This window comes from Candidatus Berkelbacteria bacterium (assembly GCA_016187225.1).
GTDB lineage: Bacteria > Patescibacteriota > UBA1384 > JACPKC01 > JACPKC01 > JACPKC01.
On the sequence record JACPKC010000003.1, the window covers coordinates 23,196 to 36,642 of the forward strand.

Annotated in this window: 17 protein-coding genes; 4 read left to right on the top strand and 13 right to left on the bottom strand. The window is 49.0% G+C overall.

All coding sequences use genetic code 11. The features are described from left to right. Nucleotides 1-7: 7 nt before the first annotated feature. Genes rsmI through HYW32_00610 form a run of 3 tightly spaced genes read right to left on the bottom strand, consistent with a single transcriptional unit; the run spans nt 8 to nt 2,610 of the window. The gene (gene rsmI / locus HYW32_00600; GenBank protein ID MBI2589522.1) at nt 8-700 is read right to left on the bottom strand and encodes a 16S rRNA (cytidine(1402)-2'-O)-methyltransferase; all 693 of its coding nucleotides are present in this window, start codon (nt 698-700) and stop codon (nt 8-10) included. Next, nucleotides 700-1,569 (bottom strand): ribosomal RNA small subunit methyltransferase A, encoded by an 870-nt coding sequence (rsmA, locus tag HYW32_00605; protein MBI2589523.1) that lies wholly within the window; start codon nt 1,567-1,569, stop codon nt 700-702. Before rsmA ends, rsmI begins: the two co-directional genes overlap by 1 nt. 60 nt (nt 1,570-1,629) lie before the next feature. Beyond that, nucleotides 1,630-2,610 carry a G5 domain-containing protein gene (locus HYW32_00610; GenBank protein ID MBI2589524.1) on the bottom strand — a complete coding sequence of 327 codons (981 nt, stop codon included), beginning with the start codon at nt 2,608-2,610 and terminating at the stop codon, nt 1,630-1,632. Between the two features lie 456 nt (nt 2,611-3,066). Between HYW32_00610 and HYW32_00615 the strand changes: the two genes are divergently transcribed. After that, nucleotides 3,067-3,288, top strand: coding sequence for a hypothetical protein (locus tag HYW32_00615; GenBank protein MBI2589525.1), 222 nt, complete (start codon nt 3,067-3,069; stop codon nt 3,286-3,288). A gap of 76 nt (nt 3,289-3,364) precedes the next feature. On the opposite strand, the gene HYW32_00620 is transcribed toward HYW32_00615, so the two are convergent. Further along, nucleotides 3,365-4,225, bottom strand: coding sequence for a hypothetical protein (locus HYW32_00620; GenBank protein MBI2589526.1), 861 nt, complete (start codon nt 4,223-4,225; stop codon nt 3,365-3,367). Nucleotides 4,226-4,426: 201 nt separating this feature from the next. Between HYW32_00620 and HYW32_00625 the strand changes: the two genes are divergently transcribed. Continuing rightward, nucleotides 4,427-4,762, top strand: a complete 336-nt coding sequence (locus HYW32_00625) for a hypothetical protein (GenBank protein ID MBI2589527.1) — start codon at nt 4,427-4,429, stop codon at nt 4,760-4,762. A gap of 131 nt (nt 4,763-4,893) precedes the next feature. Here the strand turns inward: HYW32_00625 and HYW32_00630 are convergent, their stop codons facing one another. The 6 genes from HYW32_00630 to HYW32_00655 are packed head-to-tail and all read right to left on the bottom strand — an operon-like array spanning nt 4,894 to nt 11,546. Further along, nucleotides 4,894-6,873 (bottom strand): UvrD-helicase domain-containing protein, encoded by a 1,980-nt coding sequence (locus HYW32_00630; GenBank protein ID MBI2589528.1) that lies wholly within the window; start codon nt 6,871-6,873, stop codon nt 4,894-4,896. After that, nucleotides 6,863-8,188 carry a replicative DNA helicase gene (gene dnaB / locus HYW32_00635; protein MBI2589529.1) on the bottom strand — a complete coding sequence of 442 codons (1,326 nt, stop codon included), beginning with the start codon at nt 8,186-8,188 and terminating at the stop codon, nt 6,863-6,865. The genes HYW32_00630 and dnaB overlap by 11 nt, the downstream gene beginning before the upstream one ends. Nucleotides 8,189-8,229: 41 nt before the next feature. Further along, a complete protein-coding gene (gene dnaX / locus HYW32_00640; GenBank protein MBI2589530.1) occupies nt 8,230-9,780 on the bottom strand; it encodes a DNA polymerase III subunit gamma/tau in 1,551 nt (516 codons plus the stop codon). Nucleotides 9,781-9,824: 44 nt separating this feature from the next. After that, nucleotides 9,825-10,289: a tetratricopeptide repeat protein gene (locus HYW32_00645; GenBank protein ID MBI2589531.1), complete on the bottom strand. Its 465-nt coding sequence runs from the start codon at nt 10,287-10,289 to the stop codon at nt 9,825-9,827. 53 nt (nt 10,290-10,342) lie between these two features. Then, a complete protein-coding gene (locus HYW32_00650) occupies nt 10,343-11,266 on the bottom strand; it encodes a Fic family protein (GenBank protein ID MBI2589532.1) in 924 nt (307 codons plus the stop codon). Nucleotides 11,267-11,321: 55 nt separating this feature from the next. After that, nucleotides 11,322-11,546 (bottom strand): hypothetical protein, encoded by a 225-nt coding sequence (locus HYW32_00655; protein ID MBI2589533.1) that lies wholly within the window; start codon nt 11,544-11,546, stop codon nt 11,322-11,324. 33 nt (nt 11,547-11,579) lie between these two features. Between HYW32_00655 and HYW32_00660 the strand changes: the two genes are divergently transcribed. Beyond that, nucleotides 11,580-11,930, top strand: a complete 351-nt coding sequence (locus tag HYW32_00660; protein MBI2589534.1) for a hypothetical protein — start codon at nt 11,580-11,582, stop codon at nt 11,928-11,930. Nucleotides 11,931-11,962: 32 nt separating this feature from the next. Here the strand turns inward: HYW32_00660 and HYW32_00665 are convergent, their stop codons facing one another. Together HYW32_00665 and HYW32_00670 are read right to left on the bottom strand one after the other, a co-directional pair. Then, entirely contained in the window at nt 11,963-12,178 is a 216-nt protein-coding gene (locus HYW32_00665; protein ID MBI2589535.1) for a type II toxin-antitoxin system HicA family toxin, read from the bottom strand. Continuing rightward, nucleotides 12,159-12,440, bottom strand: coding sequence for a type II toxin-antitoxin system HicB family antitoxin (locus HYW32_00670; protein MBI2589536.1), 282 nt, complete (start codon nt 12,438-12,440; stop codon nt 12,159-12,161). The genes HYW32_00665 and HYW32_00670 overlap by 20 nt, the downstream gene beginning before the upstream one ends. A 161-nt stretch (nt 12,441-12,601) precedes the next feature. Between HYW32_00670 and HYW32_00675 the strand changes: the two genes are divergently transcribed. After that, complete coding sequence (locus tag HYW32_00675) at nt 12,602-12,832, top strand: hypothetical protein (GenBank protein MBI2589537.1); 231 nt, start codon at nt 12,602-12,604, stop codon at nt 12,830-12,832. A 446-nt stretch (nt 12,833-13,278) separates the two neighbouring features. Here HYW32_00675 and HYW32_00680 read toward each other — a convergent pair. Further along, the coding region (locus HYW32_00680) for a leucine-rich repeat domain-containing protein (protein ID MBI2589538.1) at nt 13,279-13,447 on the bottom strand (169 nt) is incomplete at its 5' end.

A 13,447-nucleotide genomic window follows, 5' to 3' on the forward strand; every position in this document is an offset into this window, starting at 1 on the left:
GGAGGGATCAAGCTTTTGGCAACTGAAGAAGAAGCGAAAACTCGCCGCGCGGACTTTGAAAATGCGTAAGAGATTCTTCCAAAGTGCCATACCAGAGCTCCTCAAACTTTTTTGTCAGCTCACGACCGATCACAAGATGAATTTGGCCGCCAAAAAGCTGGATTAGATTTTCGAGAGTGCGACGGAGACGTTCCGGAGATTCATAAATAACAGCTGATGAGGCGCCATAGTGACCGCTGTATTCCTTGAGGCGACGAAGCGTGGTTTCGCGTCCCTTCTTCTTAGGCAAAAAACCGAAAAAAACAACGGGCTGGACTGAAAAATCGGCGATTGAGATCATCGTTGTCAGCGCCGAGGCGCCTGGAATGGGCACAATTTTGATGCCGCGTTGGTTACATTCGCTCACCAACGCCGCGCCCGGGTCGGATACCTGGGGCGTGCCGGCATCGCTCACCAACGCCGCATCAGCGCCGCGGTCGATTTGATCAACAATGTTGGCAAGCCGAATCCCATGCACATGTGAATCAAGCCGCAAGAGTTGAGCATCGAACTTGCGGGCCTGTCTTTGATTCAAAATCTTGCGCGTCACACGGGTATCTTCAGCCAGAATCAAATGGACCTGCTCAAGCACCGTCAGCGCGCGTTCAGAGAGATCGCCCAGATTGCCGATCGGTGTTGCGACTACATAGAGCGTTCCCATTATTGCTCTCCTTTTTTCAAGATCGCGAGGAGCCTAAGCCAGTCGGCCAGAGATAGTTGTTCGGCTCTTCTTTCTGGAACGATTTCAGCTTGAGCGAGGAGCTGTTTTGTCTCGGTTGAACTCAAATGCAGACTACCGCCCAGCGAATTATGCAATTGGCGCCGGCGATTGGCAAAACCAGCTTTCAGAAGCGTATGCAACGCCCAAGGATCGGCTTTGGGTTGATTGAGATCAAGGCGAAGCAGGGCGCTCTTAACTTCTGGTCTGGGCTCAAAGGCTTCTGGCGACACAATTTTTATGATTCGGGCTGTGCCAAAAAGTTCAATTAGAACTGTTAAAATCCCGCGCGCGCGCGAACCGGGTAAGGCGGTGAGGCGCTCGGCAACCTCTTTTTGGATAAGGAGTGTCATCGATTCCGGCCGTGGCGCTTTATCTTGAGCGCGATTGCGATAGTCGCCAAGCAAAAACTTAGTCAACACCGGCGAGGTGATCGAGTATGGCAAATTTGCAACGATTTGATAAGGAGCAATCAAAAGTTCCGAAAGAGGAGTAGCCAGAATATCGCTCGCAACGATTTTTACTTGTTTACACTTTGCAAATTCTCGTCGGAGAAATTCAACAAGCGCGCGGTCTTTTTCAATCGCGAGCACAAGCCCGTTTGGCAGATGCTTGGCAAGGGCGTGCGTTAATCCACCTAAACCAGGGCCAATTTCAAGAACTCGCGCCCGAGGCGCGAGTTCTGCAGTGACTATGATAGTGTCGAGGGTATCTTTGTCGACGAGAAAATGTTGGCCGAGACGTTTTTGGGCAGTTGATTGCCCGGATCGCATTAACGCTCTCACCTCCGCTCGATTAAAAAGTAAACTCATTAAGGATAATATAGCAAAAACAATCCGACGTTCACAACATCATCACCTTTGAATGTCAAATTAGTCGTAGTCCTTTTCGAGCCGAACTTGGATTCGACCGACGCTAAGCGGCGCGATCAAGGCAAAGGCATCGGCGGTCAAATCAATTAGGGCGCCACCCTGAATCCCTCGATCGGTAATAATCACATCAACCGACTTCCCATTTGCAACATTCGTGACTCGCACATGAGCCCCAAAAGGCAGATTGTTATGGGCGGCTTGCAGACCGCTTCGAAGCGAGTACCAGGTAGCTTGACCAGTTCCATAACTGATTATTTTAGTTCCTTCGATAATTACCTCATCTTCTGATTCGCGAGCAATCTCAACGCGCGCAAGTTCACGGTTCACTATCTCGTCATTTTCTCGCTTAACGGTAAAAATCTTCTTTTTAAGACCATCGCGTCCCTTGTGTTCAACCCGAGTTTTGCCTTTTTCAAATTCGTTGTCTTGTTTGCGAATCGTTTTATACACAATCGGTTCTGTTTCAAGCTCCTCACTCACTCCAATGCGCGTAATCGCGACCACGCTATCATTTTTAAGCGAAGTCCATTGATCTGGCTCCAGGCGATCATCGCTATCTAAGGCGAGATCAATCTCAGCCAGTAAGTCGGCCACCGTTGGCGCCCAGGTTCGATACTCACGTATTTCCTTGCCATCTATTACAGTTACGGTCGTAGAACGTATAACTTCGATTGTGCTACCAATCCCCAAACTCGGATCCGGAATTGCGGTGAAATGATCTTCAGGATAAAGTGTGACGTCGAGCGCTTTGAGTTGGTCGATGAGTGTAAAATAGCCAGGCGCGCCCATGTAGCGTTCAACTAAATGATCAACTTCATTCATTCGTCTCACTGTTAAGCCACGAATCTCGGCCTCACTGGTTTTCTCAACTGGGACAGATGAATCAGCCAAACTGAATTGCTTAACTGCAAAACCACTGGCAAGAATAATCACCAGGAGCAAGAGATGTCGAACGATAGACGCGCGAGTGAGTCTTTGCATACATGCGACTTTAGCACAACGAAAAGAGGACCCCGCGCATTTGGTCGATAGTCTTTTTATTATTGACCAATGTGTCGTGAGTCCTCTGCCGCCGCGGACTCGCTTTCATTTAGCCCCTTCCTACGGTGACCCGTACAAAAAGGCTTGATCGCTCTGTGTCCGTTTTTTTTGGCGGATGTGTACCACTCGTGTCAGGCAGGCAACGAGTTTGGTACAAAAATGGCTCGCAACGAGGGTTGTGAGCCAAATACTGTACCTAACCCTCCAGTCAGTACACTTCATACGTTCGTTTGTAAATTGCTATTTATACATTATACGAACGTGGGTATTTTGTCAAGACCCCACATACGAGTTATCCCCAATTCGCTTGGGAATTTTAATAGGTCCTTGATAATTTAAATATAGATTTTTGAGGATCTTTTCCAAGTTTGCACGCCCGCCGGAAAGGAGAACTAAATGAGTCAACTCATTTGGTGGAGGCAGAAACATGCCTTCTACGACACGGGGACTGGGAGATGGCTTTTGCCACCCAAGCTAACGTTTTTTTATATTGTTTTTCGTCGACAAGGACAGGAAGCTACCTGTTCAAAAATACCGGATCTGCCTGTATTCGACCTCGACCTCCCCAGTATCCTCAACGCCACCAAATTGAATACGAAAATTGGCGTTTGGGCGTGATACGGGAAAACTTGCTCTCTTCGCGCGTTGGTCAGAGACCTCAAGGCGCGCTTTCTTTATTCTAAAAAAATCCGCCCTAGAAGGCGGACATAAGTGCGTTATAGCGCTCGGGGTTTTGTTTTTGCCACTCCCGAGCGCGGCGGCGAATTCTTTGAATGGCGTTGTCCCAGCTTTTGTGATGCTTGGGACTTTGAAGTCTCTCTGCGGCTTTGGCATTGATGAGAGTAAAAGGAAGATTGACAATATCAAACAGGCTTGCTCGTTCGAGCTCGCTTAGATGCAAAGCATCCAAAAGTTCTCGAAGTAAACACGCGCATTCATTTGTGTTGATCCACTCCTCCGTGAAACAGTTTCCCAAAGAAACTCTTTCATGATAAGTCTCACCACTTTCACGCGAGATGGGCTGGTCGAGCGAAAAACAAATCTTCTCTGGAGTTCGGCGCTGGCGGCGCGACCAAACAACCAGATCAATTAATTTGCGCCGCACGACCATCTTCATGAAGCTTCGCAAACCCCGTTTTGCAAGCGGGTTCCAATCGCGAATCGCTTCATAAAACCCCTCGTTAACAGTTGAATCGATCTCATCGCGATCATTGATCCTTTGGAGAAAAAAATACCAACGCAGGTGCTTCGTTGCCTGACGGCAAAGCTGATACAATTTCTCCCAGGCTTCCTGATCTCCTTTTTTTGCCCGGCGCCACAAGAAGAGCTGCTCCACGGGCTCATCCCTTCTCATGACTATCTCTGCTTCAAGTTTGAGACTTTGAAGCATCTCCTTAATGCGGGGGTCGCGCGTTTTTGGGGTTAAATCCTGGCCTCTCAAGAAACGATAGGCGTGCGTGATAGTCCGAAAGCCGAGGGAGAATTGTCTTATGATGGCATTCAACCCCTTGCCTTCGAAACACGCCTTCTGAACCTGCTCCAATTGTGTTTTCAAACATACTCGACATACGCTCACGCCCGCATGTCGGTTCTGCGTTAATTCCCCGCATAAAATACAAGATTGGGCACTTTCATTGCTAGTAAGAAAACAGGCGCGACAGAATCCTTTGGCTTTGTGTGTGCGCAGTGTTGTCCCGCACCCTAGACACGCATCAAAATCAAGCGACCATTTGCTCTGTCTTTCTTGAGCGCACTTTTGGCACCAGATCATCTTTTGCTTAAGCTTGGGCCTTGGCGCAAAATTGCGAACCGTCGGCTGGCCACAACGATTACATACGCGCTGGCCGTGATGGCGCCAGCTTTGGGTGTAGCAGTTTTTGCACAACCCTCTGCTCTCGCAAGGCATTTGGGTTGTCCCACAGTTGATGCAAGCATCATAAATACAGCTCCATGCCTGCAAACGCAACTCGGCACAGATACTGCACAAAACTGTGCCCGTATTTTTTGGTGCGCAATTACGAATTATCTCCTTGCCACATCTATCACATTGACGATGTCGCAAGCCATTTTTTTGGAACTGTTTGTAACATGAAGCGCACAGTCCGCGCTTCACAGCGCCAGTTTTAATTTGGTCGCACTCTTTGCACGCTCGGGTATTCACAATTCCACCTCCTTGTAAAAGAATCGACCGTAGAAACGGCCGCTTGCCCACAAGCTAACTGATTAGAGTTTTTCTTTCAAGTGAGCGGGGATTTCACTCAAGAAACGAGAACTGGGGTTGGCTTGAATGCTCCCATAAAGCAAGCGCGAGTTGGCGCACAGAAGATACAAGCGTTGTTTGGCTCGAGTCATGCCCACATAGCAGAGTCGACGCTCTTCTTCCATCTGGGCGGGATCCGAAAGCGCTCGAGCATGTGGAAAAATCCCCTCCTCCACCCCTACGATGAACACAACCGGAAACTCAAGACCTTTTGCGTTATGAAGTGTCATTAAGGTTACGGCTTCATGCGTTGGGTCATAGTTATCAACATCGGAAATTAAACTGGTTGCCTCTAAAAATTCCTGCAACGTGGTGTAACTTTCAGCGACGGATTTTAATTCCTTAACGTTTTCCCAGCGACTCTCGCCTTCAACACTGCCATCGAGCAAAAAATCGCGATAACCGCTTGTCACCGCAATCTGCTCAATGAGATCTCGCACCGAGTGAGCGCTCGCATAAGACCGAAACGACTTAACAAGTATGACAAAGTTTTTGACCTTAAGATTTTTCTCGGCGGTTACCGTGAGACCTTCAGAACGAATCACTTCAAGCGCCTTCTTGCCAATTCCGCGCGTCGGCGCCCCGCTCGCTCGCTCAAAGGCAATTAAGTCATTGGGGTTTGCGACCGCGCGCAGATACGCGAGCATATCCTTGATCTCTTTCCGTTCGTAAAATTGAACCGCGCCGACTAAACGATAAGGCACCTCGCGGCGTAAAAACGTTTCTTCTAAAAGTCGCGATTGAGCATTTGTTCGATAAAGCACGGCAAAATTATTGAGGCTTGAAAATTCGCGGCGCAAACTGGTAATTTCAGTCGCAACAAAATCAGTTTCATCGATCCCATCGAGCGCTTCGTAAAGCGTGACGGGTGCGCCCTGGCCATTTTCAGTCCAAAGCTTTTTCTCGGTTCGCTGGTAGTTATTTTTAATCACCGCATCGGCCGCATCGAGAATTGTTTGAGTTGAACGATAGTTCTGCTCGAGCTTGATAATTGTTGTATTGGGATAATCAGATTCAAAGTTCAGAATGTTGCGAAAATTTGCCCCCCGCCAGCCGTAGATCGCCTGGTAATCGTCGCCAACCACACAGATATTGCCATGAGTAGCCAAGAATTTCACAAAACGATATTGAGCCAAATTGGTGTCTTGGTATTCATCGATCAATACGTGTTGAAAAAGGTTCTGGTAATCGGTTAAAATTGCAGGATTTTTTTCAAAAAGCTCAACGGTGAGCATCAACAGATCGTCGAAATCGAGAGCGTTGGCCGTTTTGAGGGCTGTCTGATAGCGCTTGTAGACCTTGGCAACAATTTCCATGAAATAGCCGTCGGCCTGGATTGCATACTGGCTCGACGAGAGGAGCTCGTTTTTGGCGCCCGAGATAAAGTTACGCACGGTCTGCGGGTTAGTCGATTTGGGATCATAGCCGAGTTCAGTTAAGATGCGTTTAACAAGAGTGAGCGAATCGCCCGAGTCGTAGATTGTAAAATCCGGGCGATAGCCGAGCGCTCCGACATCTCGCCGCAGAATCCGCACACAGATGGAATGAAAGGTGCCAAGCCAAGGAAAATGGTTCGGATATCGGTTCAAATTTTGGTCATTGGTCGTTGGAGTTTGTCTGAACATTGGCGCCTGGACATTGAGCATTAACTTGGCAAGACGCTCTCTCATCTCGCCCGCGGCTTTATTGGTAAAGGTAACCGCCAAAATATTGTGCGGTTTTACCCCCTGTTCAACTAAATACGCAATTCGATGAGTGAGGGTTTTAGTCTTGCCCGAACCGGCGCCGGCAAGAATTAAAACAGGCCCCAGAGTGCAGGCGGCCGCTTCGCGTTGCATTGGATTGAGCTCATCCAAAATGGACGAACTGGACGTTTGCAGAGTCGCAATCGATACTCCACGGTTGCTCATCGCATTCGGCAAAGGGTACCCGTTACTTTTCATGTTTGCGATCGATTGATCGGAACTTGGTCTGCGCCGGCATAAAAAAAAGCTCAAGGTCGCCGATCGGTCCGTTTCGATGCTTGCGAATCAAAATTTTGGCGATGTTTTTATTTTCGGTTTCAGGATTGTAATAATCTTCGCGATATAAAAAGATCACCACATCTGAATCTTGTTCAATTGATCCCGAGTCGCGTAAGTCGGAAAGCTGGGGAATATGGTTCGGGCGCGCTTCAACAGTCCGATTTAATTGCGATAAAGCGACGACTGGTATGTTAAGTTCGCGCGCAATCCCCTTCAAGCCACGCGAAATGTCAGAGATTTCTTGAACGCGATTATTGTCTCGCGTCTGCCGACCCTGCATGAGTTGGAGATAATCAATTACAATCATGCCAACACCATGTTCGAGTTGAAGGCGGCGCGCTTTTGTGCGTACCTCCATCACAGTCATATTCGGCTGATCGTCAATAAAGAGCGGGGCGTCTGCCAGCACGCCCATTGCATAGTTGAGTTGATCAAAATCCTCATTTGCGAGATTGCCAGTGCGCAATTTCCAGGAATCAACCCCCGCTTCGCCAGCAATTAAACGATCCACAAGTTGATCTTTGGATTGCTCAAGTGAGAAAAAACCCGTTGGCACTTGATGCTGAACTGCCGCCTGGTGGGCAATGTTGAGCGCAAAAGAGGTTTTACCCATTGAGGGGCGGGCGGCAATGATAATTAAATCCGATTTCTGAAAACCTGAAAGTAAATTGTCAAGCTCGCGAAAACCAGTTGGAACGCCGCGAGTTTGGCCCTTGTGCTCATGGAGCTGTTCGATACGTTCGAAAGCACGTGTCAGAATTGCTTTGACTGGTTCAAAATACTGTCGAATCGACTGTTCCGAAAGTTGAAAAATCAGCCGCTCGGCTTCGTCAACCAACTCTTCGATCGGTCGCTCCTCCTGATAGCCAAGTTCATTGATAGCGGTTGCAATCGTAATCAGATGCCGCAACATCCCTTTTTCATGAACAATTCGCGCATAATGGAGCACGTTGGCGGCTGAAGGCACACGGCTTGTCAGGGTAGCAATCGCACTCGCTCCACCAATCCTTTTAAGCTCTTTAGCGCGTTCGAGTTCATCGGTGACTGTAACCACGTCAATCGCTCGTCTTTGTTCAAACAATCGCAGAATCGCCTCAAAAATCACCTGGTTTTCAGGGCGGTAAAAATCCTCTGGTTTAAGGGTATCCGCAACTTTAATGATCGCATTCTGATCAAGTAGAAGCGCGCCCAGCACCGATTGTTCCGCCTCGAGCGCCTGGGGCGGTAAACGCATGCCCTCTTTGAGTTGAATGGGAAGCGTCAATGTTCTAGCCATTAGACGTGTTCCCCGAGTTTTTCCTGACCAAAAACTTCTAGGACATCTGCCTCTAAATCGAGGGCGGTGCGAGTCTGCGCAGTGGCTAGATTTTTGCCCCCAACCTGGCAGTGCACTTGGATCAAGCGTCCAACGACTGCCTGAAAAACTTCACCTAAAATGGCGGCGTTTTTACGATCGCGCACGCGATCGGCGTAAAAGCCAAAGGGCACCTCGATTTGGCAGGTTGTTTCTTCAAGCGAGACAAGTTTTGCACTTCGCAGGAGCGCGGCCAAAGGAGCGTTTTTCGCATGAATCAAGGTGATGATTTTCTGCCAAAGCGCCGAAAGGTCGCTTGGCTTTTGGTCTTCCGCGTTTGACTGGAGCGACTCGCGCTGGATTGCAGTTTCGACTCCTGGTTTCTTCTTGAGACTATTCTGCGTCGGCGCCTCAACCTGAGTTTGTTTTTGGCTTTCCGCGCCGCGCACGCTTTTAATATCAATTAAGGCGAGTTCGAGCGGTAGCATCGGTGTCGGCGCCCAGCGTTGCTGTTGTTTGGCTTCAAACAAACGTCGAATTAAGGCAACTAGCTCGGCTAAATTTTTTTTCGCATCAACTCGCTCAAAGAGTTTTTGCAAACCTTCAGAACCTTTTACTTGCACTCTGTTAGCTAACCATATTCCATGGCGAAGAATCATTATTAAATCATCAGCGAGCACGGCTGGATCATAACCGTGTTGGGCAAATTTCTCCAAAATTGAATGCGCGAGTTTGAGCTGACCAGTGAGTACGACTCCTAAGAGCTCGATCAACTCCGCCTCGGGCGCGATCCCTAATAAAAATCGAACTTGCTCTGTGGTAATTTCATCCGCGCCAAGCGCGGCCAACTGATCTAGAAGCGAGAGAGCGTCACGAAGGCCGCCATCAGCATGGAGAGCGACTAAATCCAAGGCCTCGTCGGTGATAATAATTTTTTCCCTGCCGGCAATCGTGCGCAAATGGTCAACAATCTCATGGTTGAGCGCGCGTTTAAATTCGAAATGCTGGGTGCGTGAGATAATTGTTTCCGGCACTTTATAGAGCTCGGTCGTAGCCAGGATAAAAATCGCGTGCGACGGAGGCTCCTCCAAGGTTTTCAAGAGCGCGTTGAAGGCTTCCTTGGTCAACATGTGGACTTCATCGATGATGTAGACTCTATAATTTTGATTGCTGGGCTTGAAATTGACCGACTCTTTGAGCGAGCGAATCTCGTCAATGCCGCGATTGGAAGCGGCATCAATCTCAATGACATTCAAGTTATTGCCCGCCCGAATCGCTTGGCACACTTGACATTGCCCGCAAGGTTCATAAGTTTTCTTGGGTGGTTTGTTTTTAGTTTTTTGATCGGCACAGTTAAGCGCCATTGCTAAAATGCGAGCAACTGAAGTTTTGCCGACTCCTCGTGGACCAGAGAAGAGATAGGCATGCGCCACTTCGCCTTTTTGAACAGCATTCGCGAGCGTGCGCTTGACATGCTCTTGGCCGACAAGTTCGGCAAATTTTTGTGGCCGATAAGTGCGATAGAAGTTCATATAAAAAGAGGGACTCCCCTCCTCTAAATTCTTACTCTCTTGAGTTACTCTTTGGTTTGAATAATATCGTCTTCGAGTTTCAAGAGATCAATATCATCCGGCAGTTCAACGAGACCGGCGCGCGCAATTTCGGTCGCTTCATTAAAACGCCCTTGGTCAATCATGAGACGCGCGAGTCCAATGTAAGCATCTTTGGTCTCGGCGTCGATCTGGATAACTTTGCGATACATTGCCTCGGCATCAGCCAATTGATCGTTTTCTACATAGGCATTGGCTAAACCGACTGATGTCTCAACCCGAATTTCATCGAGTTGGGCAATTCTTTCTTTATAGAGCTTGATCGCCTGTTCATGATTCCCTTCGGCTAGGAGCGTGCTTGGTGAGACAGTTGCTGTCGTCGACTGCTCTTCTAAAGTCGACACGCTAAAGACGGCGTAGTACATCACAACAACAGCTGTCGCGACAATCACGACGATTTTTAGAAGTGTGCGCTGATCGAGATGATGCATTCCCCTCCAAGTTTCAGGCTTGCAAGTATTGTATCACATGCTCAATGCAAGTCTCACGCTCGTTCAAGAATACCAAAGCCGCCCAAGACTGCCTCGCAAAGGTAATCCTCCAGCTGGCTCTGGTCGCCCTCGGTCTGCGCCTTGTAGAGATATGTGTAGTAGAGTTGTTTCTCTTCTTGGCGAATGATCGCCGGTGGAAGGTTGCTCCGTAAGAGCATCGCGTTCATGAGGAGACGTCCAACACGGCCGTTGCCGTCGGAAAACGGGTGAATCTGCTCAAATTGGCTGTGCACCCTTGTCGCCAGGGCAATCATATCGGTTGTGCGTCGCACTGTCTGCTTCATGAGCTCTGCGATCCGCGTTGGCACGCTAACGTGATTGGCAGTTGGCAAACTGATGCCCAAGATACGCACCGCATGATTGCGATACGTTCCCGCATCGGCTTGGACTCCATTCATGAGGATACAATGCAACTTAAGAACGAATTCCTCGGTCACTTTACCGCCCCCAGCTAGATGCTCGAACAGGTAATTCAGGGCGGTTTGGTGATTCTTTGCCTCGAGTTGCTCCGTCAAACTTTTATTTGGTAGCGCGACATTGTCAAAGAGCACGGCAGCGGTATCCGGCTCGGTGAGCATGCTCCCCTCAATGCTATTGCTGTGGTAGGTGAGTTTCAAGATAAACTCGTCGCGAATATCTGGATTAGCCAGGATCGCGCGCAGTATGTTCGGGTGCGTGGTTGCCTTGTTGCGTAGGAGCTTTTTCTTAGCGGTCAGTTGGTTGGCCGGAATGCGCCGCTCACCAGTGACGTTTAGGAATAGTTCGTCGATGGCCACAAGTTTGCTGGGGCGTGGTGTCGCCTTGCCGGTCCACCAGTGATTGAACGCCACAAATGACACTCCGAGTTTCTCGGCAAGTTTGGTTTGCGTTAGACCAGTGGCTTTCTGAATGATTTCGAGTTTTTGACGGGTAGTCATAGCATTCCTGACTTCGTAATCAGATGATACCAAACTTTATAAAGAAATTCAATATTTAGATTGTATATAAAGTTACAGTTTCAAGGAATCTGACTGATTGCACAGTTAATTTGTCAATTGAAGAGACTATTTTCAAACCGTTTCTTTGAGCATAGGCATTGGGTGAAAGATTGCTGATGCCTTGGTGGGGCCGGCGATTGTTGTAGAAATTAATCCAGCGCTGGGTAGCCGCCAGCAAACTCTCCCAGCGAGTAAGACGGTCTTCGTTTGGCAACGGCATACTTGAAGATGCCGACAAAGCACAAGTTTACCGATGTATCTCACCAAAGACACCTGCAAAACCTGCTGTCGTTTCATCGATGAGGAGTTGCTCGTGACGCTCATCAATATCATCGATGGCGTTACAACTTTCGACAAGCCCCAACAGCCCAAAAGCATCCTCGATCATGCCGTCAGTGCTATCAAGCAAATGAAATGGGAGCGGGAATTTGAACGCCATTTCGAAGGCGAAAAAATGCGGGTGCGCCGCGTTCATTATCAGGCAGACGTGGTGCCAGATCTTGAAACGATCGTCATCCGCACACGGGACGAGATGAATAGAAACCAAGTCCTAGCATACTTCGGCTGGTATGAGGAGAACGTCCTCGGCTATCTTAGAAGCTAACGATACGGCGCCCGTCAGGGCGCTGATTTCTTTTAATCGCTAAAAACCTTGCGGGGCAATTTAGATTGGTTGACAATCGCCATAAATGTACCAACGTTGATTGGTCGATTGCCGCCGTGAATAGGCACAGGTACGGTCGCTCCCGTTTGGGAGTTATACAAAATCTGGTGATTGCCCCGTTGCCGAGTTAGTTCAAAGCCATGCTTCTTCAAAATCTTGATCAGCTTTTTAGCCGGCAAAGGATGCATGACGTTTGCCCAGGGAGCGCTTTGGAGATTTAACTTCAATTTCTGAAAAGATTGGACGAGTAACTTTGGGAGCAATCGACTCGCCTTGAGCCACTAACTCCTCAAGCCAAAGTTCAAGTACTTCCCGGGCCATTTTTTGCGCTTCTTCAAAAGTCCGACCAAAAGTCACACAGCCCAGAAAATCCGGAAATGAAACATCATAACCACCCTCTGAAGAGGGCTTAAAAATGGCAACATAGAGTTGCTTGTTGGCTGACTGCATGTGTTGAAGATAGCAAACGACTTCAGTTATCCGCAATAGTCCCCTTGACACCCCCCCCGAATTTGGTAAGCTCCCTAGTTCTCGAACCTTGAAAAACTGAAGTCGATGGGTGGCCGCTAAGCGGCCCGTAAGTTTTCAAAGCCTATCGAGATGGAGGAAAGATGAAGGTTCTGATCGTGGACGACAGCGCCCTGTGGATTAGGCAGGGCAAGACCCTTCTTGAGCAGGCCGGACACGAGGTGGCGGGCTTGGTGGTTTCCAACCCCCATGACTTCACCTCCGAGTCGCTACCCGAATCGGTGGCCGAAGAGCTCAAGGAGGCCGACGTACTCCTCGTCGACAAGGATCTTGGCGAAGCCGTTACCTCGACTCGCCTGATCTGCAGAAGGTGATCGCGAAGTTCGAGGCCGCGGGCGAGGTCGACGACCGCTTCAAGACCTGCGCCGAGTTCATCAAGTCCGGAAATCTGGATGAACTCTAGCTGGTCCGGCGCTGCTACTAGCGCCGGCTTTGCGTTCGTTATGGATTTTTTCAGCGCCCGGTGGGGCGCTGTTTTTTTACGTTCAGTTATCTCGACTTTAAACTCTTGATCAGCTTGCTTAACAAACTAACGATTACTACTGCCTCTTGCCTATCGACCGCCATTTTTAACCAATTGGTATAGTTCGTACGTCTCTTTCGCCATCTTGGCCCAACTAAATTTTTGCGCCTGTTTGCGGCCGCGAGCGGAGAGGTCGGCCGCGAGTTTTTTATCGGTCACAATACTGCGCAGGCAAGCCTTTATGCGGCGCGCCACTGGGCGAGGGCAGTGTGAAGCTTGGCGCAGAGAGAGATTGAGTTAGGCATCAATATTTACCTTGGGATACTTTCGTTCGAGTTCGGAGATCGCTTGGGCGTCATTCGCGAGCGGGGTGTTGCCAAGGTAGAGCGTTTGCAGATTAGTCAACTGAGCGAGGTCTGGGAGGTCCTTGATCTGGGTATTGCTGAGGGAGAGCCATTGCAGCTTA